The following is a 20,807-nucleotide window of genomic DNA, read 5'->3' on the forward strand; positions in this document are numbered from 1 at the left end:
CGGCCGACTCGACGGCCGGGTCGGGACCGGGTCCACCGAGGCCGGGGCATCGATGCCTCTTGTCGGAATCTCCCGCCGTCCATTAGTTTGTTTAACATCCACACCAACTACTGCACCTCAGCCTGCGAATCCGCTTACCAGCCCTTCTCGAAGGGGGACCGATGACACCCCAGAAACCCGGCTCGACAGCCTCGCGCCGACACTTCCTCGGCCTGGTCGGCCTCGGCACGGCCGCCGTCGCCGGCGGCCCGCTGCTCGCCGGGTGTTCCGAGAAGCCGGCCGGCTCCGGCGCCGCGCAGAACCTCGACGCCTTCGCCGACCTGCTGCCGACGCACAAGGACCTGGCCCAGAGCATCAAGCCCGACATCATCGGCACCCGCCCGGTGCCCGACGGCTACACGAAGTACCCGAGCTCGCTTGTCGACGCGATCACCGAACGGCCCGGCACCAGCGGCAAGCAGGTCACCGCGATGACCCCGGCGTGGGGACCGGCCCCGCCCGGGGTCACCCAGAGCGCCTACCTGCAGGCGGTGAACGCCGAGCTGGGCACCCCTGTCAGCTTCACCATCCAGGACGGCAACACCTACGCCGACAAGCTCAACGCGATGCTCGGCGCCCGGGACGTCCCGGACCTGCTCTGCGTACCGGGCTGGGAAGTGGAGAAGATCCCGCGCTTCTCCGAGGCGATCAAGGTGCTCTTCGAGGACCTCACCGACTACCTCAAGGGCGACGCGGCCGCCGCGTACCCGATGCTTGCCTCGTTCCCGACCGGGGCCTGGCGCAACTCGCTGTGGAACGAGCGGCTGGTGGCCGTGCCCAACCCCACCGACGGGCCGTTCCCCTGGGCGCTGTTCACCCGCAAGGACCTGCTCGACGCCCGGGGGCTGGCGGTGCCGGCGTCGCTCGACGACCTGCTCTCCGTGGCCAAGCAGGTCACCGACCCGGCCAAGAAGGTGTGGGCGTTCGACAACGTCTTCGACATGATCCAGATGTACCACAAGGTGCCGGCCTCCAAGCAGGGCTGGCGGCTGAAGGCCGACGGGACCCCGGAGTTCAAGTACGAGACCCCGGAGTACCGGCAGGCCCTGGAGGTGATGGCCAAGATCTACAAGGACGGTCTGGTCCACCCCGAGATCATCGCCACCAGAGGTGCGGACAGCGCCCAGCTGTTCGCCAAGAACGGCGCGATCGTCTTCACCCGCAACGGCGTGGGCTTCTGGCAGGGCGCCCAGGCCGAGCACCAGAAGGTCAACCCCAAGCTCAACATCCAGCCGGTGCCGGTCTTCTCCGCCACCGGCGGCGACCCGCTGGTCTGGGGGGACGACGAACCGATCTCCTTCACCTTCGTCAAGAAGGGGCTGGGCAAGGAGCGGGTCGAGGAGCTGCTGCGGATCATGAACTGGTGCTCCGCGCCGCTGGGCTCGCAGGAGGCCCAGCTGCGTGACTACGGGGTGGCGGGCAAGCACCACACCAGCACGCCGAACGGGCCGGTCAAGACCGACCTGGCGTTCAAGGAGATCGCCAACCAGTACTTCTTCATCAGCGGTCGCAACCCCACCATCGGCCCGTACCCGGAGACCCCGAACTACGTGCCGGACCTCCTGACCTACTCCAACGATATGGTGAAGTACCTGGAGAAGGACCCCTGGGACGGGGTGAAGCTGGAGATGCCGGCCGCGTACAAGGCCAACCAGGTGCCCACCGAGGACAAGCTCACCGACGTGCTGCGCGGCCGCCGGCCGCTCTCCGACGTCGACGCCATCGTGCAGGAGTGGAAGGCCAACGGGGGCGAGGAAGCACGGGAACTGCTCGCCAAGTCGCTGCCCAAGGCCGGGCGATGACCACTCGCGACACCACCGTCGTGGCCGGGTCCGACCGGACCCGGCCCGACGGCCCCACCCGGGCGAGGCACCGCCAGCGCCCCGCCCGTCGGCGCCGGGTGCCGCTGCGCGCCCGGCTCGGGCGGGACTGGCAACTGCTGGCCATGGTGACGCCCGGCTTCCTCGTCCTGCTGGTCTTCAGCTACCTGCCGATCCTCGGCAACGTCATCGCCTTCCAGGACTACAACCCCTACCTCGGGGACAATCCCCTGCAGGCGTTCGCGCGCAGCAACTGGATCGGCTTCGGCCAGTTCCAGCTGCTCTTCGAGGACTCGGCCTTCTGGGAAGCGCTCCGCAACACCCTGGCGATCACCGCGTTCCAGCTGGTCTTCTTCTTCCCGCTGCCGATCTTCCTGGCGATCATGCTGCACAACCTGCTCTCCAGCCGGTGGCGCGGCTTCGTGCAGACCGTCGTCTACCTGCCGCACTTCTTCAGCTGGGTGCTGGTGGTCAGCTTCTTCGTCGCCATGCTCGGCGGCGCCGGCCTGCTCGCGCAGACCATGCGCGACGCCGGCATGCAGCCGTGGAACGTGATGACCAACCCGGACACCTTCATCATCCTGGTCACCGCCGAGGCGGTCTGGAAGGACGTCGGCTGGGGGACCATCGTCTTCCTCGCCGCGCTGTCCACCATCGACACCAGCCTCTACGAGGCGGCGGCGGCCGACGGCGCCGGCCGGTGGCGGCGGCTGTGGCACATCACCCTGCCCGGTCTGCGCCCGGTGATCGTGCTGCTGCTCATCCTGCGGCTGGGTGACGCCCTCTCGGTCGGCTTCGAACAGTTCCTGCTGCAACGCGAGGCGGTGGGCCGGCAGGCCGCCGAGGTGCTCGACACCTTCGTCTACCACTTCTCCATCGCCACCGGGAACTACGGCTACGGGGCGGCGGCCGGCCTGTTCAAGGCCGCGATCGGGCTCGGCCTGATCCTGGCCGCCAACCGGGTCGCCCACCTGCTCGGCGAACGGGGGATCTACTCGAAATGACCGAGACCGTCGCACTGCGGGCCCGCACCGGGCGCGACCGTCGGCCCGTGTGGGAGGAACCGCCGACCCGGATCGGCCAGGGGCTCAAGGCCGCCTTCCTGACCCTGCTCGTGCTCAGCGTGCTCTTCCCGCTCTGGGTGATCCTGGTGACCAGCCTGTCCTCCCGGGAGACCCTCGCCGAGGCCGGCGGCATCGTCGTCATCCCCCGGGGCATCGACACCGCGGCCTACGAAACGATCTTCGCCGGTGGGGCGGTCACCCGGGCGTTGTGGATCAGCACGCTGGTCACCGTCATCGGCAGCGCGCTGGCGCTGACCGTGACGGTGCTCGCCGCGTACGGGCTGTCCCAGCCGCATTCGGTCGGCTACCGCTGGCTGCTGATCTACTTCCTGGTCCCGTTCCTGGTCTACCCGCCGCTGGTGCCGAAATACCTGGTGGTGACCGGGCTCGGCCTCAAGGACACCATCTGGGCGCTGATCCTGCCGCCGGCGATCAGCGTGTTCAACCTGGTGGTGGTGCGGGGATTCTTCCAGGCCATCCCGCAGGAGCTGCTGGACAGCGCCCGGGTCGACGGGGCCAGTCACTTCCGTACCCTGATGCGGATCGTGCTGCCGTTGTCCCGGGCGGTCATCGCCGTGGTCGGCCTGTTCTACGCGGTGAGCTACTGGAACGTCTGGTTCGACGCGCTGCTGTTCATGGACCGAAACGACATGTACCCGATCCAGCGGGTGTTGCAGAGCTACCTGCTGGCTGGCCAGGCCCCGCACACCTCCGGCGGCAGCAGCGGCGTGACGATGCCACCGACCGAGGCGATCAAGATGGCGGTGGTGGTGCTCACCGTCGCCCCGATCGTCGCGGTCTACCCGTTCATCCAACGGCACTTCATCAAGGGTGTGCTGATCGGTGCCGTGAAGGGCTGACCGTTACGTCGGACCAGGGCGGCGGCACCATCGGCCCGCGTGCGACAGTGGGCAACTGTGAGCATCCTTGCCGTACGCGGGCTGATCCGCCGGTTCGGCGCGCTGGTCGTCCTCGACGACGTGCGCTTCCAGCTCGACGCGGGGCAGGTCGCCGTCGTCGTCGGCCCGAACGGCGCCGGCAAGACCACCCTGCTGCGCTGCGTCGTCGGGGCGGACCGCCCCGACGAGGGCGAGGTCCTGCTCGACGGCCGCCGCTGTGACGAGACCGACCCCCGGGTCCGCGCGGCGGTCGCCGCCGCCCTCGACGACGTCGACTTCTTTCCGGACCTGTCCGTCGTCGAACACCTCGAACTGGTCGCCTACGCCCACGGCGGCACCGCCGACCCGGTCGCGGAGGTGCTCACCGAACTCGGTCTCGAACCGGCCCGCGACCAACTCCCGGCGACCCTCTCCAGCGGCCAGCGCCGCCGCCTCGCCCTCGCCTCCTGCTTCGTACGCCCGCGCCGGTTGCTCGTCCTCGACGAACCGGAGCAGCGCCTCGACGTCCGGGGCCGGGCCTGGCTGACGCAGCGGCTCCTGCGGGAGAAGGCGGCCGGCACGGCGGTGCTGATGGCGTCCCACGACACCGATCTGATCGACGCGGTCGCCGACCGGCGGGTCGAGATCGGCGGCTGAGGTGACGTCGACCAGGACCTCCCCACCGCCGGTGGTCGGACCCGCACCCCGGGAACTGCGGGCCCGGCTGCGACGGGCCCGCCGCCGGCACCATCCCGGTTCGCTCGGCGAGGTGCTCACCGACGCCTACGTCGTGGTCCTGTTCGTCGCCCTGTACGGCTGGTTCGCGGTCGCCGCGATCCGCGACCACCTGGCGGCCCCACAGGTCACCCGGACCGACCCGGGCGACCGGTACTGGATCGCCGTCGCCGCCGTGACGGCGGGGGCCGGACTCGCCTGGTGGGGGCTGCGGCTGATCGGACCGCTGCTGGTCACCCCCGCTACCCAGACCTGGCTGGTCAGCTCTCCGGTGGACCGCCGGGCGTGGCTGCTCCCCCGGTTCGGCGGGCTGGTCGGCGGCGTCACCGCCGGGGCGGGCCTGCTGGCGGTGGCGGCCGCTTTCGCCGGTGGCCTCGACCGCCCCGCCGACCTGGGCTGGTCGGCGTTGGCCGGTCTCACCTGCGGAGCCACCGCGACCGGGTGTGCCGTCATCGCCCAGAGCGCCCGCGCCACGCCCCGCTGGGCGGGACTGCTCACCGTCGGTCTGCCCGCCGTCGGTGCGGCGATCGCGGTGCTGGTGGTGGTCGGGCACGCCGTCGGGTGGTCCCTCCCGCTGCCACCGGTACCGCTCACCGCCGGCGTCGGCCTGGCGTTGCTGCCGGTCGCGGTGGCGTCGACCGTCCGCGCGCACCGGCAGCTCGCCCGGGTGGACCGGGCGGCGCTGACCACGGGGGCGCAGTTCGCCAACGCCGCCACCACCGCCGCCGTGCTGCTGGATCCGTCGCTGCTCGCCGCGCTGGTGGAGAGCCGCCGGTGGCGCGCGGTCGGACTGGTGCGCGGCCGACGGTTCCGCCCCGGTGGCCGGTTCCCGGTGCTGCTCCAGGCGGAGGTACGCCGGTTGTCCCGGCGTCGGGGCGCCCTCGTCGGCTGGGCCGGGGCGCTGCTGACCATGTACGCCGTCGCGGTGGCGCTGCCGTCGGCCGCGGGCCCGGCACACGTGATCCTGGCGTACCTGGCGACGGGTCTGCTCACCGGCGGGCTCCGCGCGGTGAGCCGTTCACCGGGCCTGCGGCGGTCCCTCGGCGGCAACGACATCCTGCTGCGACTGACGCACCTGGTCCTGCCGGGCGTCGGGGCCACGCTGTGGTACCTGGCCACCCTGCCCGCCCTACGGTCGGTCCCCGGCCCGCTCGACGCGGTGCTGCTGCCCGGGGTCGTGACGGCCGCCTTCTGGGCCGGCACCCGCCCACCGATGCGCTACGGCGGGGCGATGGTCAACACCCCCTTCGCGATGATGCCGGTCGACCTGGTCCGTCAGGTGCTGCGCGGCCCTGATCTGGTCGCCGCGCTGGTCGTCGTCCAACTGCTGTGGAGCTGACCACGGCGGCCGGCGCGCGGCCTGCGGGTCGGCGGGTGGGGTGACAGGGCCGGTCCGGACAGTCACCGGGCCGGCAGGCAGACCTTTCCGGTGAACGCCGGATCGGGCTGCCGGTTGCCCGCCCAGGCCGGGTTCGCCGCGATCGGCAGCGGCGGCGCCTGCCAGGCGGCGGCGAAGCTCTGGAGCAGCGGATACTCGACCCTGGTCTGGGCGATCGGCTTACCGAGGAGGAAGTCGATCAGCCGCTGCTGGAGCAGCCGCCGGTCCAACAGTGCGCCGTGCACCCCGGGAATCTGGACCACCGGAATCCGGGTGTACTCGCCCGGGGGCGCCTCGGTGGCCGTCGCGGTGGGCAGGAAGGCGACCATCCGGACCCCCGGCACGGGACACATCAGCTGGTTACGGTAGAACGGCGCGTCGTCGAGCAGCGAACGGATGAACGGCTCGTCCGGCCCGCTGCCGACGCCGGCCAGCGCGAAGACGGCCCGCAACTGCCACCCCGTGACCACCCCCCACCCCTGGTCGTGGTGCGGGGGCGGGTAGTAGGCCCGGCCGGCGAAGATCAACGGACTGAACATCACGAGGGCGTCGACCGCCGGATCGGGGCGTCGGGCGAGGTAGGTGCGGGCCACCATCGCCCCCTCGCTCTCCCCGATCAGCGCCACCCGCCGTCCGGTACGCCGGTGCAGCCGTTCCACCTGCTGGCCGAGCAGCCGCACGCTGTCCGCCATCGACTTCGTGGTGTCCCGGGGCTGGTATGCCAGCGGCCTGCCGTCGGGGCCCAGCCCCCGGTAGGAGAAGCGTTGCACCCGCGGGTCGGCCGGCTGCTCGCCCCCGTAGGCCGAGCCGTAGCCGGTGAGCACGATCACCGCGTGCGTGACCTCGGACGGCAGCGGCCGGTCGAGCACGGCCGTCTTGATCCACGGCTCGTTGCCCGGCACCAGATCCGTCAGCGGTGGGATGACGAGCGGTACGGCGAACGCCAGCAGGGCCGCCAGCGGAGTCACCGGCACCCGGGCCCAGCGCACCCGCGACGGCAGCAGTGCCGCCCGGATCGTCCGGTTCCACAGCAGCCCGTTCAATGCCCCCGCCGCGCCGGCCACCGGCACCGTCCACCAGCCGGGCACCCTCCAGCACAGCGCCCCGGCCAGGGTGAGCACCACGAAGTTCAGCAGCGACCAGCCGATCAGTGAGATCGACGGCAGCCCCCGCCACCAGTGCTCCACCACGCCGGCCCGTTGCAGGAACGGCGCGAGCAGGAACATCGGCAGCAGCGACGCCAGCAGCACCCAGGACAGCGCCACCACCGACGCCGCCACCGAGATCGCCGCCCACGGTGCGACGAAACCGCCGACCAGCACGGAGAGCCCGACGTTGCGCCGCAGCAGCCACCACACCGACGGCCTGCGCATCCCGGCCGGCCAGGCCAGCACCACCAGCCCGGTGGTGAACAGGCCCCGGGCGACCAACACGTAACACAGCCAGAGCACGAACTCCCACCACGACCGGTGGTAGACGTAGAGCCAGCGCAGATCGTGGTAGGTGTCGTACGGCCAGACGGCGGTGACCTGCGGCGGGAGCGCCTCGGCTGCCCGGAAGCCCAGCAGGACGACCACGGCGGCCTCGATCATCGGCGACACGCTGGTCAGCACCAACAGCCCGACGAACCTCCGGTTCACGATCACCCCGTTCCGCGGCAGCCGTACGCGATGGCACATCTCGCAGGCTCCACCGGAACGGGGCCCGGCGTCGGCGAATCCGGCACATTGCCCCGGTTCGACCGACCCCGGCCGCCGTCGACGCTGACCGTGAGATCGGGTTACTGGACCAGGCAGACACCCCCGTTGAACTGGAACGCGGTGGGGCGCGGGTTGCTCGTGCCGAAGGTGCCCTGGATGCCGAAGGTGACCGTGCCGCTCTGCGGCAGGTCGCCGTTCCAGGCGACGTTACGGGCGGTGACGGCGGCCCCGGACTGGGTCACCTGCGCGTTCCAGGCGTTGGTGACCCGCTGGTCGGCACCGAAGGTCCAGGTCAACGTCCAACCGGTCACCGAGAACCCGAGGTTGGTGATCGACACCTCGGCGGTGAACCCGCCGTTCCACTGGTTGGGCTGCCAACTGACCCGGCACGAGACGGGCGGGGGCGTGCCGGGCGGGGTGGTGGTGGGCGGGGGCGTCGTGGGCGAGCTGGTCGGCGGGGCGGTCGTCGGCGGGGCAGTGGTCGGTTGCGGGGTGGCGGTGTCCCTCGGCGGGAAGCGCAGGATGCGGTCGTCGGTGGCCGCCGGGGTGCCGCGCCCGTCCCGGTTGCTGGTGGTGACCCAGAGCCAGCCGTCCGGCCCGTACTCGACGGTGCGCAGACGGCCGTAGGCGCCCGTCAACTCGGCCGTCGGGGTGCCGACCCCACCGGTCCCGGTGAGCGGCACGTTCCACAGCCGGGTACCCCGCAGCGCGGCGACGAAGAGCCGGTTGCCGGCGATCGCCGCGCCGCTCGGGGACGCCTCGGCGGTCGACCAGACCACGAGCGGATCCCGGAACCGGGGATCGTTGGCCCGACCCTCGACCGTCGGCCAGCCGTAGTTGCCGCCGGCCACGATGAGGTTGACCTCGTCCCAGGTGTTCTGCCCGAACTCGGCGGCATAGAGCCGGCCCTGGGCGTCCCAGGTCAGGCCCTGCACGTTGCGGTGCCCGAGGCTGTAGACCAGGGAGCCGGCCGTCGGGTTGTCCGATGGCACCGAACCGTCCGGCCGCATCCGGAGGATCTTGCCGTTGCGGCTCTGCGGGTTCTGCGCGTTGGCCGTCTGCCCCGCGTCGCCGACGCCGGCGTAGAGCATCCCGTCCGGGCCGAAGGCGATCCGCCCGCCGTTGTGGATGCTGGACCGGGCCAGCCCGGTCAGGACCGGCTCCTGGTTCTGGGGCGCGGTGAGCCGGAAGCGGACGATCCGGTTGTCCGTGGCGGTGGTGAGGTAGACGTAGACGTAACCGTCCTGGACGTACCCCGGGGAGACCGCGAGGCCGAGCAGCCCGCCCTCGCCCGTGGCGTTGACGCCGGAGACCTGGGCCACCTGCTCGGGGGCCTGCCCGGGGCGGACCCGCACCACCTGGCCGGAGTTGCGCAGCGCCGTCAGGGCGCTGCCGTCGGGCAGGAAGTCCATCCCCCAGGGGACCGTCAGGCCGGTGGCCACCACCTGGGGGCGGGTGAAGTCGAAGTCACCGGTGGCCAGGGCCACCGCGGCCGGTGCCTGGGCGGCCGGGGCGGCACCGGCGAGCGTGGCGGTGCCTGCGCCGGTCGCCGCGAGCCCCGCCACGACCGCCGCCACCACCATCGAACGGGCTCTCACGTCAGACACCTCCAGAGCAGCAAGCGACTGACGTCAATATAGCCCGGCCCCGGCGAAAGCCGCGGCCACGGACGAACCCAGCCGGAGACCGGCCTGCTCAGTGCGATGAGCTGACGCGACACCCCGACCCGGACACCCCCGATACGTGGTCCCGTCCGGGCCGGGGTGAGCGAGCCGACCGCACCTCAGGCCCGGCCGGCGTCGCCGGACTGGGCCCATTCCTTCGCCAGCAGCTGGTAGGACCGCACCCGGTCGGCGTGATCGTGGGTGATCGTGGTGACCAGCAGCTCGTCGGCGCCGGTGACGTCCCGCAGGGTGCGCAACCGGGCGGCGACCGTCTCCGGCGCGCCGACGAACTGGGTGTCCACCCGGTCGGCGACGAGCTGCCGGTCGGCGTCCGTCCACGGCAGGACGGCGGCCTGCTCGGGACTCGGGTACGGGATCGCGCCCCCGCCGCTGCGGATGCCGCGCACCCATGGCGCGTACGGCACGGCCAGCCGACGCGCCTCGGCATCGGTGTCGGCGACCACCACGTCGGCGGAGACCACCAGGTACGGCTCGGCCAGCGCCGCCGAAGGTCGGAACGCGGCCCGGTAGGCGCCGACCGCGTCCAGCACCGAGGCGGGGCTGACGTGGTAGTTGGCGGCGAAGGGCAGGCCCAGCGCCCCGGCGAGTCGGGCGCTCTCCCCACCGCTGCTGCCCAGCAGCCACACCTGGAGGTCCGCCCCCTCCCCCGGGACGGCGTGCGCGTCCAGGCCGTCGGCGTCCCGGTAGTCGCCGCGCAGCAACGCGAGGATGTCGTCGAGCTGCCCGGCGAACGCGGGCGGCTGAGCACCGGCCTGGTGCAGCAGCGCGGCGGCGAGCGCGTACCGGGGTGCGCCGACGAGGTGGGCGAAGGAGAAAGGTGCGGGGATCAGCAGCCCGTCGACCACCCGGGCCTCGGCCGGTGGTGGCAGGGGCGCGGCGGGTTCCTGGGCGGCCTCGGCCCGACGCTGGCCGGACCGGCCGATGCCGAGGTCGATGCGACCCGGGTGGAGGGCGGCGAGGGTGCCGAACTCCTCCACCACCGACAGGGCGGTGCGGTGACCCACCTGCACCGCGCCGGAGCCGACCCGCAGCACGCTGGTGGCCGCGGCGACCTGCCCGATGAGCACGGCCGGGGCGGCACTGGCCACCCCGGCGGCCAGGTGGTGCTCGGCCAGCCAGTAGCGGCGGTAACCGAACTGTTCGACCCGGCGGGCCAGGTCCACGGTGTGCCGCAGGGCGTCGGTGACGGTGCCACCGGCGGGCACCGGGGACAGGTCGAGCACGGACAGTGCGGTCGATGACATCGGATTCCCCGTTTCTGGTCAGCGTGGTGCGGCGGCGGTCGCCGGCGGACGGAAGGGACGGCTGGGGATCTCCCGGCGCAGCACCGGCGCCACCTCGGCCTGGAACAGCTCCAGGCTCAGCCGGTGGGCCTTTTCGGTCAGCCCGTCGTGGTCGGCTTGGAGGTGCATCACCTCGTGGCCGAGCTGCCCGTGGTAGCGCAGCACCTTGTCGACGATCTGCTGCGGGCTGCCGACCAGCAGGGAGCTGCGGGCCACGGCGTCCTCGATGGTGGGGAAGACCGGTTCGACGCCGAGCCGGCGGAACGCGGCGAGCCGGGCCTCGAAGATCGGCCGGTACGTCTCGACCGCCTCCTGCGAGGTCCGGGCGGTGTAGAAGCCGGCGGTGCCGGCCCCGACGAGGGCGTCCGCCGGGTCGTGGCCGTGGTGCACCCACCGCTGCCGGTAGTAGCGCACCAGCTCGGCGTACGGCTCGACCGGGTTGGTGACGTTGGCGGAGAAGATCGGGTCGCCGTGGCGGGCGGCCAGGTCGACCGACTCCCGGCTGGTGGCGCTGCCGTGCCAGACCCGGATGGGCTGTTGCAGCGGACGGGGCCAGGTCTCGGCCTCGGTCAGCGCCGGTCGGTACCGGCCCGACCAGGTGACCCGGTCCTCCCGCCAGAGCCGACGGAACAGCTCGTAGCCCTCCCGGTTGCGGTCCCACTGATCCTCGGCGGTGACGTGGAAGAGCTGGGCCTGGGCGGTGCCGTTGCCCTTGCCGATGATCAGTTCCAGCCGACCGTCGCAGAGGTGGTCGAGGGTGGCGTAGTCCTCGTAGGCGCGGACCGGGTCGAGCAGGCTCAGCGTGGTGACGGCGGTGAAGAGCCGGATGGTGCGGGTCCGCGCCGCGATGTGGCTCAGCACCACCGGCGGGGAGGAGGAGATGAAGGGGCGTTCGTGTCGTTCGCCGACGCCGTAGCCGTCGAAACCGAGTTCCTCGGCGAGCACTGCCGTGTCGACCACCTCCCGGAACCGTTCGGTGGTGCTCCGGCGTCGTCCGGTGACCGGGTCGGGCAGGTGGGTGATCAGGGTGATCAGCAGGAACTTCATGCCGGGACCGGGGCCTTCCGTGCGGAGGCGGGGCGTACCACCAGGGCGTAGCAGCGGGAGTAGGGCAACGCGTCGTACGGCGGGAAGACCGGGACCGGCCGGTAGCCGGCGCGTTCGTAGCGGCGGACCGCGTCGGGTTGCCGGTCGCCGGTCTGGAGCACGATCCGGCCCGCGCCGAACTGCCCGGCCGCTTCGCGGGCGGCGTCCAGGAGCTGGTCGGCGACGCCCCGCCCCCGGTGGGCGGGCACCACGTACATCCGTTTGAGTTCCAGGTCGACGCCGTGCCAGCGCAGCGCGGCGTGGCCGACCGGGAGGGCGTCGGCGGTGTAGGCCACCCCGGTCCAGGCCACCGAGCCGGGGGCGAGCACCCGCGCCGGGGGCAGGTGGATCGGGTCGTGCGGACGGTCGGCGTAGCGCTGGCGCAGTTCCCCGGTCATCGCCGCCCGCAGGGCCACCGCGTCCGGGTCGTCCCAGCGCAGCCGGCAGACGGTGACCGGGGTGGACGTCTGCGGGCCGGTCATGCCGCACCGACCCGGGTGAGCGGGCGGGCGGGCCGCAGGCCGAGGTGGTCGCGCAGGGTGGTGCCGGTGTACTCGGTGCGGAACACGCCGCGTTCCTGGAGCAGCGGGACGACCCGGTCGACGAACTCGTCGAGTCCGCCCGGGGTCAGGTGCGGCACCAGGATGAACCCGTCGGCGGCGTCGGACTGCACGAAGTGGTTCATCCGCTCGGCGACCCGCTGCGGGGTGCCGACGAAGGACTGCCGGCCGGTGACCTCGATGATCAGGTCGCGGATGCCGAGGCCCTTCTCCTGCGCCAGCGCCCGCCACTGCCGGGCGGTGCCGACCGGGTCCGGGTACATCCCCGCCCGGCCCCGGCTGATCGCGTCGGCGGAGACGTCGGGGTCCTCGGCCGGCAGCGGGCCGTCCGGGTCGTACCCGGACAGGTCCCGGTTCCAGAGCTGTTCCAGCAGTAGGATGGCGGTCTGCGGGCTGACCTGCTGGCGGCGGATGTGGTGGGCGCGTTCCTGGGCCTCGGCGTCGGTGTCGCCGAGAACGAAGGTCACCCCCGGAATGATCTTCAGATCGTCGGGGTTGCGGCCGTAGCGGGCCAGCCGGGCCTTCACGTCCCGGTAGAACTCCTGACCGTCGGCCAGGGTGCCGTGCCGGGAGAAGATCGCGTCGGCGCTGGACGCGGCGAACTCCCGGCCGTCACCCGAGTCACCGGCCTGGAGGATCACCGGGTGCAGTTGCGGGCTGCGCGGCACGGTGAAGTGCCCGGCGATGTCGAACTGGTCGCCGCGGTGGGCGAAGACCCCCGGATCGGCCTCGTCGACGTAGCGGCCGCCGTCGCGGTCGCCGACGACCGCGTCCGCCGGCCACGACTCCCACAACTGCCGGGCGGTACGGACGAACTCGGCGGCCCGTTCGTAGCGCAGCGACCGGTCGAGGTAGCCGCCCCGGCGGAAGTTCTCCCCGGTGAACGCGTCGGAGGTGGTGACCACGTTCCAGGCGGCCCGGCCACCGGAGAGGTGGTCCAGGCTGGCCAGTTGCCGGGCCAGCTCGTACGGCTCCCGGAAGGTGGTGTTCAGGGTGCCGGCCAGACCCAGGTGGGTGGTGACGGCGGCGAGCGCGGCCAGCACGGTGAGGGTGTCCGGTCGACCCACCACGTCCAGGTCGTGGATCCGGCCCCGCTGTTCGCGCAGCCGCAGCCCCTCGGCCAGGAAGAAGAAGTCGAACCTGCCGCGTTCGGCGGTGCGGGCCAGGTGGACGAAGGAGGCGAAGTCGATGTGGCTGCCGGAGGCCGGGTCGCTCCACACGGTGGTGTTGTTCACCCCGGGGAAGTGCGCGGCGAGGATGATCTGCTTGGGCATGGGTGTCTCCTGGGATCAGTCGGTGCCCGCGACGGCGTACCGGTTGTCCGGCCGGGGCAGGCCGAGCAGGTCGCGTAGCGTCCCACCGGGGTAACCGGCGCGGAACAGGCCCCGGTCGCGCAGCGCTGGCACCACCGCCCTGGTGATCGTGACGAGGTCGTCGGGCAGCACGGCGGGACGCAGCCGGAAGCCGTCCGCCCCGGCCCGACGCCACTCGGCGAGCAGGTCGGCGAGCTGCCCGGGGCTGCCGGTGAAGGCGGCGGCGTCGGCGTGGAACTCCGCGCCGTGCAGCTCGTCCAACCGGGTCCGACGCCGCCGGGCCAGGGCCGGGGTGTCGTCGATCAGCACCTCCAGGTCGGCCAGGATCCGCAGTGGCGGGCCGGACCGGCCGACGGTCTCCTCCACCGCCCGGACCTCGGCGACGACGGCCTCGGCGTGCCCGGCGTCGGTGGGGGTGACGAAGACGACGTCGGCGTGCCGGGCGGCGAACGCGTACGGCACCGTCGAGTGGGCCAGCGCGGCGACCACCGGTTGCCCCTGCGGCGGCCGGGGCACGATCGACGGCCCCTTGACCGAGAACCACCGACCGGTGAAGTCGGTGTAGTGCAGCCGGTCCCGGTCGACGAACCGGCCGGTCGGGACGTCGCGGATCTCCGCGTCGTCCTGCCAACTGTCCCAGAGCCGGCGGACCACCTCGACGGCGTCGGCGGCCTCGGCGAACAGGTCACCGACGAGCCGTGCGTGCTGCGGTTCGGCCAGCCGGGTCGGATCCAGCGGGGGCAGGTTCCGCCGGCCGAAGTGTCCGGCCTCGGAGCGGCGGGCGGAGACCCGGGGCAGCCAGCCGGCCCGGCCGCCGGTCACGTGGTCGAGGGTGGCCACCGCGGTGGAGACGTGGAACGGTTCGGTGTGCGTGACGCTTGTGGTCGGGATGAGCCCGATGTGCCGGGTCAGCGGGGCGATGCGGGCGGCGACAAGCAGCGCGTCGAGTCGGCCCCGGACCTGTTCGACCCGGCCGTCCGGCCCGTCGGGCAGGGACGACTGGAGGTCAAGCGAGTCCTCGATGGTGACCAGGTCCAGGGCACCCCGTTCGGCCTGTCCGACCAGGGACGCCCACCAGCGGGGGAACAGCGGCGCCGCCGGGTCGGCGTGGGACAGCCGCCAGGCGGCGGGGTGCCAACCGAGGCCGTCGAGGGCGACGGCCAGGTGCAGGGTGGGATCGGGCATGGTTCTCCTCCTACGGTCAGCCGGCGGTGACGAGCGTGGGCAGCGCGTCGAGCAGGGACCGGGTGTGGTGGTGCCGGGGATAGCTGAAGACGTCGCCGACCGGACCCTGCTCGACCACCGCGCCGTCGTGCAGGACCAGCACCCGGTCGGCGAGGTGGTGCACCACGCCCAGGTCGTGGGAGATGAACAGCAGGGCGGTGCCGTCGGCGGCCCGCAGCTCGGCCAGCAGGTCGAGGACCTGGGCCTGGACGGAGACGTCCAGGGCGGAGACCGGTTCGTCACAGATGATCAGGCTGGGCCGGGGGGCGATGGCGCGGGCGATGGCGACGCGTTGCCGTTGCCCGCCGGACAGCGACCGGGGGTGCCGGTCGACAAGCTCCGGGCCGAGGCCGACCCGGTGCAGCAGGGCGACCACCCGGTCGCTCCGGTCCGGCCCGGGGTCGAGGTTCTCGGCGACGAGCCGGCCGACGGTGTACCGGGGGTCGAAGGAGCCCAACGGGTCCTGGGAGATCAGCTGCATCCGTCGGCGCAGCGGACGGCGGGTCCGCTCCGGCACCCCGGACCACCTGGTGGACTCGAAGGTGACGGTGCCGGCGTCGGCGGCGAGCAGGCCGGCGACGAGGCGGGCGATCGTGCTCTTGCCGGAGCCGGACTCGCCCACCAGCCCCAGCGTCTCGCCCCGGGCGACGCTGAACGAGACGTCCCGCACGACGGTGTGCGGGCCGTACCGCCTGGTCAGGCCGACCGCGGCCAGCACGGTGTCGTCCGGACGGACGGCGGGCCGCGCCGGCAGCGGGGTACGCCCCAGCGCCGGCACCGCGCAGCCGTCGCGGACCCGGGCCGGTTCGCCGAGCCGACGCCCCCGTGACGTGGCCGACGGCACCGCGGCAAGCAACTGCCGGGTGTACGGGTGTTGCGGGGCCCGCAGCACCCGCCCGGTCGGACCGTGTTCGACGATCCGGCCGTCTCGCATCACCAGGACCCGGTCGGCCACCTGGGCGACCACCGCCAGGTCGTGACTGATCAGCAGCAGCCCGACCCCGGTGGCCCGCCGTTCGGCGAGCAGCCGCAGGATCTGCGCCTGCACTGTGACGTCCAGCGCGGTGGTCGGCTCGTCGGCGATGAGCAGGGCGGGTTCGCCGGCGATCGCCGAGGCGATCAGCGCCCGCTGCCGCAGCCCGCCGGAGAGTTGGTGCGGGTACTGCCGGGCCCGGCGGCCGGGTTCCGGCACGTGCACCTGGTCGAGCAGGTGGGTGACCCGGCCGGCGCGTTCCCACCGACCGACGATGTCGTGCGCGGCGAGCACCTCGCCGATCTCCGCGCCGACGGTGCGCAGCGGGTCGAGGGAGGCCAGCGCGTCCTGCACCACCAGCCCGGCGAGCCGGCCCCGCACCCGCCGCCAGTCCCGTGGTCGGTAGGCCCGCACGTCCCGGCCGGCGAGGTCGAGCCGGGCGGCCCGGACCCGGGCACCGTCACCGGCCAGACCGACCAGGGTACGGGCGGTGACGCTCTTGCCCGAGCCGGACTCCCCCACGACCGCGACGCACTCGCCGGCCCCGACGGTGAGGTCGATGCCGCGTACCGCCTCCACCGGGCCGGTCGGGGTGTCGAAGGTGACGTGCAGGTCCTCCACGGTGAGCAGCGGGGCCATCACGGCTGCCGCCCGTCGAAGCGGACCTGCCAGTGTCGTCCGACCACGGTCAGCGCCACCACCGTGGCGGTGACCGCCGCGCCCGGCAGCACCGTCATCCACCAGGCCACCTGCAGGTAGTTGCGGCCCTCAGAGAGCATCGCGCCCCACTCCGGTGACGGTGGCTGCGGGCCGAGGCCGAGGAAGCTGAGCCCGGCGGCGGCCAGGATCGCCTCACCGAGCCCGATCACGGCGAGCACCGGGACCGGGCCGATCACGTTGGGCAGCACGTGCCGCAGCACCAGCCGGGGCCGGGACAGGCCGAAGCTGACCGCCTGTTCGACGTACCCGGCCCGGCGCACCAGCAGGGTCTGTCCGCGTACCACCCGGGCGTGGTGCGGGAGGGTGGCGATGCCGATGGCGACGATCAGGCTGGCCGTGCCGGGGCCGGCGACCGTGATCAGCAGCAGCGCCAGCAGCAGCAGCGGGAACGCCGACAACGCGTCGAAGGACCGGCTGAGCGCCTCGTCGGCGAACCGGTGGGCCAGCCCGGCGAGCAGTCCGAGCAGCACCCCGCCGGTGACCGCGATCGCGGTCGCGGCGAGACCGATGGTCAGCGAGTGCCCGGCACCGTGCACCACCCGGGTCCAGACGTCACGGCCGAGGTGGTCGGTGCCGAACCAGTGCGCCGCGTCGGGGGCGGTGAGCACGGCGCGCGGGTCGGCGGCGAGCGGATCGCCGGGTGCCAGCAGCGCCGGGAGGACCGCCGCGACGACCAGCAGGACGAGGTACGCCCCGGCGGCGAGCAGTCCCGGTCGTGGCCGGCCCCACCGTCGGCGGGCCGGGGCGGGCGGATCGACGCCGAGGGGGACCGCCGCGACGGCGGTGGGCGTGGGACCCAGGGTGACGGTCATCGTCAGCTCCTTCGCAGGCGCGGGTCGACGAGCAGGTGGGTCAGGTCGGCGGCGGTGTTGACCAGCACGTAGACGGCGGCGGAGAGCGTCACCACGGCCAGCACCACCGGCATGTCCTTGCTGGTCACCGCGCTCAGGGTGACCTGGCCGAGACCGGGTCGGCCGAACACCTGCTCGACGATGACGGCACCGCCGAGCAGGATGCCGAAGAGCCAGCCGGCGAGGGTGACCGCCGGCAACAGGGCGTGCCGCAGGGCGTGGCGCAGCAGCACCGCCCGTTCCCGCACCCCCCGGGACCGGACGGTCAACACGAACGGCTCGTCCAGCGCCCGGTCCAGGCCGTCGCGCAGCACCTGGGCGAGCAGGCCGGCGATGGGCAGGGCCAGGGTGACCGCCGGCAGCACCACGGCGGCGGTCCCCTGGTCGCCGGAGACCGGGAACAGCCCGTACCGGAAGGACAGCACACTGAGCAGCACGATGCCGATCAGGAACGGCGGGGTGGAGACCAGCAGGAGTTCGACGCCGGAGCTGGCCCGGCGCGGCCAGCGCCGGCGACGGCCGGCGGTGCCGACCGCCATCGCGACGGCCAGCAGCGCCCCGAGTCCGGCGGCGGCGACGGCGAGGGTCGCGGTGGGGGCGAGTTGCTCGCCGATGACCTCGGCGACCGGACGTTGCAGCAGGTAGGAGCGGCCCAGGTCGCCCCCGGCCAGCCGCCACAGGTAGTCGAGGTACTGGACGACCGCCGGCCGGTCCAGGCCCCACTCGGCGATGATCTGGGCGCGGATCTGCGGGGTGTCCGCGCCGTCGGCGACGATGCTGTCCACGGTGTCCCCGGGCGCGGCCAGCAGCGCCAGATAGGCGGCGGTGGCGGCGACCCAGAGCACGACGAGGCCGGTGGCGACCCGGCGGAGCACCGCCCGGAGCAGGCTCATCGCGCGATCCACAGGTCGTACGCGCTGGCCGGCACCCCGGCGGTGGGTTCGAACCGTGCCCCGCCCACGGTGGTGCTGGCGGCGATCTGGTCGGCCGGGGCGTAGAGCGGCAGGGCGAGCGCCTGCTCCGCGACGACCCGCTGTTGCAGCTCGGCGTAGCCGGCGGCCCGACGGGACGGGTCGGCGGTGGCCTGCCCGGCCTCCAGGAGCCTGTCGAGCTGCGGGTCGTTGATCCGGGCGCGGTTGATGCCGCCCCCGGAGTGCAGCAGCAGGTTCAGCGCCGCTCCGGCGTCGGTGTCGGCGCGGGAGTTGTCGAAGACCTCGTACTCGTTGCGCTCGAACGCCTGCTGGGCGGTGCCCTGGTCGACCAGGGAGACCCTGAGGTCGATGCCGGCGCTCTGCTTCACCGCCGCCTGTACGGCCTGGGCGAGCACGTCGCGGCGGTCCCGGACGTACGGGGCGGCCTGCACCAGCCGTACGGTGAGCCGCCGGCCGTCCCGGGTGCGGTACCCGTCGGCGTCGCGGGTCTTCCAGCCGGCCTGGTCGAGCAGGCTGTTGGCCTTGGCGGTGTCACCGCCGTAGCCGCCTTCCAGCCGCCTGTCGTAGAGCGGGCTGGACGGGCTGACCACGCTCCACGCCCGGGTGGCGGTGTCCCGGTAGACCGAGGCCAGCACGGTGTCGACGTCGAGGGCCTCCCGGAACGCCTGCCGGACCCGCAGGTCGTCGAAGGGGGCGCGGGAGACGTTGAAGTAGTACGAGTAGGCCGAGCCGGAGTTCAGCTCGCGGGTCAGCCGCAGTCGGGGGTTGCCGGTGATCAGTGGCTGGTCGGTGGCGGGCACGCCCTCGATGAGCTGTACCTGGTTCGAGGTGAGAGCGCCGACCCGCACCGCGGACTCCTTGAGGAACCGGTAGGTGATCTCGTCGAGGTGGGCCGGGCCGGTGTGGGTGGCGGTGGGCGGGGCCCAGTCGTAGCCGGGGTTGCGCCGGTAGTGCAGTTCCTGGCCGGGGACGTAGCGGTCCAGCACGAACGGCCCGGTGCCGACGACGTCGACGCCGCCGGCCTTGAGGTTCTTCGCCTCCCGCAGCGACCTCGGCGACACCTGGGCACCCTGCGGGGAGGCGAGGAAGTCGAGGATGAGCACGTCGGGGGCGGTCAGGGTGAGCCGTACGGTGCGCGGGTCGACGACCTCGACGGCCCGGAGGTTGCGCAGTTGCACGGCGGCGACCGCCGGCGCGTACCCGGGCTCGCGGAGCTTGTCGAGGTTGACCTTGACGGCGGCGGCGTCGAACGGGGTGCCGTCGGTGAAGGTCACCCCGGCGCGCAGCGGCAGGGTGTAGCTCAGGCCGTCCGGCGTGGCCTGCCAGCCGGTCGCCAGCCAGGGCACCAGCTTGCCCTGGCTGTCGTAGGTGAGCAGCGACTCGAAGCTGTTCCAGACCAGCAGGCGGGCCTTGGCCTGGGCGTACTGGTGCGGGTTGAGGGTGATCGGTTCGGTTTCCACGGCCCAGGTGAGGGCACCGCCGGAGCGGGGTTGCCCGGCGGCCTCGACGGCCGGGGTGGTGGCGGTGGCGCAGCCGGCGGCGAGCGCGAGCACGGCGGCGACGGCGAGGGTCCGCAGGGGGCGGACGGACATGACGGGGTCTCCTGTCCAGACAGGCGGGAGTGGGTACGCCGACAACCGGCCGGGCACAGGGCGCGGGCCGGTGGAGGGTGTCGGAAACAGTGCGGCGGTCAGCTCGGCGGTGAGCCCCACCTCGACGGGCCGGTACGGCGCGTCGGGTACGGGTGTGGGTGCCGGGTCAGGCCAGACAGGAACTCGACCACACCCGACCGAAGTCGATGTGGCCGCGGATCGTCAGCCGCAGCTCGCTGGACATGGGCCGAGTCCACCTCCGTGGCGCCGGTGATGTCAACGAAACACGCGTCGGATGTCGGCTATCGCACGTGGAGCGATCGATCCGTTGACGCATTGCATACTAAGGCTATAGGATTTACAGGTATTGCGCCCGGCGGGATCGGCGCGTCGATCGAGCGGCAGGACGGTCAGGCGGCGGGACGGCGGGACGCCCCGTCCGGGCCGCCGGCCAGACCGGCGTACCGGCCCCGGTGGTACAGCAGCGGCGATCCGACGTCGCTGTGCCGGATCAGCTCCGGCTCGGCGAGCACGATCGCGTGGTCGCCGACGGTCACCCGCTCGACCACCCGGCAGAGCAGCCACGCCAGGGTGTCGTCGAGGATCGGCACACCCTCCGGCCCGACCCGCCACCGGGTCGGTGCGGCGAACCGGTCGATACCGCTGGTGGCGAAGGTGCGGGCCAACTCCTGCTGGTGGTGGGCCAGCAGGTGCACGGCCAGATGCCGGGTCCGGGCCACCGTCGACCAGCTCGACGAGCCGACGTTCAGGCAGAACGAGACGATCGGCGGGGCCAGCGACACCGAGGTGAACGAGGTGGCGGTGAAGCCGACCGCCGGGGCACCGGGCGCGGTGACCACCGTGACGGTGCTGGCCTGGTGGCGCAGCAGCGTACGCAGCGCGTCCGCGTCGGCCTCGACCGGCGGCGGGAGATGGTCGGGCACGGTCATCTGACGGGCCTCCTGCGGACGGAT

At 73.0% G+C, this 20,807-nt stretch carries 17 protein-coding genes; 5 read left to right on the top strand and 12 right to left on the bottom strand.

The features are described from left to right. Positions 1 to 161: 161 nt before the first annotated feature. Genes AC0AIB_RS00505 through AC0AIB_RS00525 form a run of 5 tightly spaced genes read left to right on the top strand, consistent with a single transcriptional unit; the run spans position 162 to position 5,875 of the window. Positions 162 to 1,841: an extracellular solute-binding protein gene (locus AC0AIB_RS00505; RefSeq protein WP_328346382.1), complete on the top strand. Its 1,680-nt coding sequence runs from the start codon at positions 162 to 164 to the stop codon at positions 1,839 to 1,841. Then, positions 1,838 to 2,863, top strand: a complete 1,026-nt coding sequence (locus tag AC0AIB_RS00510; RefSeq protein WP_328346381.1) for an ABC transporter permease — start codon at positions 1,838 to 1,840, stop codon at positions 2,861 to 2,863. The genes AC0AIB_RS00505 and AC0AIB_RS00510 overlap by 4 nt, the downstream gene beginning before the upstream one ends. Beyond that, the gene (locus AC0AIB_RS00515) at positions 2,860 to 3,783 is read left to right on the top strand and encodes a carbohydrate ABC transporter permease (protein ID WP_328346379.1); all 924 of its coding nucleotides are present in this window, start codon (positions 2,860 to 2,862) and stop codon (positions 3,781 to 3,783) included. Before AC0AIB_RS00510 ends, AC0AIB_RS00515 begins: the two co-directional genes overlap by 4 nt. Before the next feature lie 57 nt (positions 3,784 to 3,840). Further along, positions 3,841 to 4,458 (top strand): ABC transporter ATP-binding protein, encoded by a 618-nt coding sequence (locus AC0AIB_RS00520; RefSeq protein ID WP_328346377.1) that lies wholly within the window; start codon positions 3,841 to 3,843, stop codon positions 4,456 to 4,458. Position 4,459: 1 nt separating this feature from the next. Beyond that, positions 4,460 to 5,875 carry a DUF6297 family protein gene (locus AC0AIB_RS00525; RefSeq protein WP_328346375.1) on the top strand — a complete coding sequence of 472 codons (1,416 nt, stop codon included), beginning with the start codon at positions 4,460 to 4,462 and terminating at the stop codon, positions 5,873 to 5,875. 62 nt (positions 5,876 to 5,937) lie between these two features. Here AC0AIB_RS00525 and AC0AIB_RS00530 read toward each other — a convergent pair whose 3' ends face one another. The 12 genes from AC0AIB_RS00530 to AC0AIB_RS00585 form a co-directional block, all read right to left on the bottom strand. Then, positions 5,938 to 7,554, bottom strand: a complete 1,617-nt coding sequence (locus tag AC0AIB_RS00530) for a hypothetical protein (RefSeq protein ID WP_442930712.1) — start codon at positions 7,552 to 7,554, stop codon at positions 5,938 to 5,940. Positions 7,555 to 7,694: 140 nt separating this feature from the next. Then, the gene (locus AC0AIB_RS00535) at positions 7,695 to 9,212 is read right to left on the bottom strand and encodes a PQQ-dependent sugar dehydrogenase (RefSeq protein ID WP_328346371.1); all 1,518 of its coding nucleotides are present in this window, start codon (positions 9,210 to 9,212) and stop codon (positions 7,695 to 7,697) included. 185 nt (positions 9,213 to 9,397) lie between these two features. After that, positions 9,398 to 10,543, bottom strand: coding sequence for an LLM class flavin-dependent oxidoreductase (locus AC0AIB_RS00540; RefSeq protein WP_328346369.1), 1,146 nt, complete (start codon positions 10,541 to 10,543; stop codon positions 9,398 to 9,400). Between the two features lie 18 nt (positions 10,544 to 10,561). Further along, positions 10,562 to 11,629 (bottom strand): LLM class flavin-dependent oxidoreductase, encoded by a 1,068-nt coding sequence (locus tag AC0AIB_RS00545; protein WP_328346367.1) that lies wholly within the window; start codon positions 11,627 to 11,629, stop codon positions 10,562 to 10,564. Next, positions 11,626 to 12,150 (bottom strand): GNAT family N-acetyltransferase, encoded by a 525-nt coding sequence (locus AC0AIB_RS00550; RefSeq protein ID WP_328346366.1) that lies wholly within the window; start codon positions 12,148 to 12,150, stop codon positions 11,626 to 11,628. Before AC0AIB_RS00550 ends, AC0AIB_RS00545 begins: the two co-directional genes overlap by 4 nt. Beyond that, positions 12,147 to 13,502, bottom strand: coding sequence for an NtaA/DmoA family FMN-dependent monooxygenase (locus tag AC0AIB_RS00555; RefSeq protein ID WP_465095789.1), 1,356 nt, complete (start codon positions 13,500 to 13,502; stop codon positions 12,147 to 12,149). Before AC0AIB_RS00555 ends, AC0AIB_RS00550 begins: the two co-directional genes overlap by 4 nt. Before the next feature lie 15 nt (positions 13,503 to 13,517). Beyond that, positions 13,518 to 14,726 carry an LLM class flavin-dependent oxidoreductase gene (locus AC0AIB_RS00560; protein WP_465095790.1) on the bottom strand — a complete coding sequence of 403 codons (1,209 nt, stop codon included), beginning with the start codon at positions 14,724 to 14,726 and terminating at the stop codon, positions 13,518 to 13,520. Positions 14,727 to 14,742: 16 nt separating this feature from the next. Further along, positions 14,743 to 16,377, bottom strand: coding sequence for an ABC transporter ATP-binding protein (locus AC0AIB_RS00565; RefSeq protein ID WP_328346360.1), 1,635 nt, complete (start codon positions 16,375 to 16,377; stop codon positions 14,743 to 14,745). Then, positions 16,377 to 17,270, bottom strand: a complete 894-nt coding sequence (locus AC0AIB_RS00570; protein WP_328346358.1) for an ABC transporter permease — start codon at positions 17,268 to 17,270, stop codon at positions 16,377 to 16,379. Before AC0AIB_RS00570 ends, AC0AIB_RS00565 begins: the two co-directional genes overlap by 1 nt. A gap of 2 nt (positions 17,271 to 17,272) precedes the next feature. Beyond that, positions 17,273 to 18,202, bottom strand: coding sequence for an ABC transporter permease (locus AC0AIB_RS00575; RefSeq protein WP_328346356.1), 930 nt, complete (start codon positions 18,200 to 18,202; stop codon positions 17,273 to 17,275). After that, complete coding sequence (locus AC0AIB_RS00580) at positions 18,199 to 19,833, bottom strand: ABC transporter substrate-binding protein (RefSeq protein ID WP_328346354.1); 1,635 nt, start codon at positions 19,831 to 19,833, stop codon at positions 18,199 to 18,201. Before AC0AIB_RS00580 ends, AC0AIB_RS00575 begins: the two co-directional genes overlap by 4 nt. Before the next feature lie 410 nt (positions 19,834 to 20,243). Beyond that, positions 20,244 to 20,783 (bottom strand): flavin reductase family protein, encoded by a 540-nt coding sequence (locus AC0AIB_RS00585; RefSeq protein ID WP_328346352.1) that lies wholly within the window; start codon positions 20,781 to 20,783, stop codon positions 20,244 to 20,246. Positions 20,784 to 20,807: the final 24 nt, after the last annotated feature.

It is taken from the genome of Micromonospora sp. DSM 43699 (genome assembly GCF_055517075.1).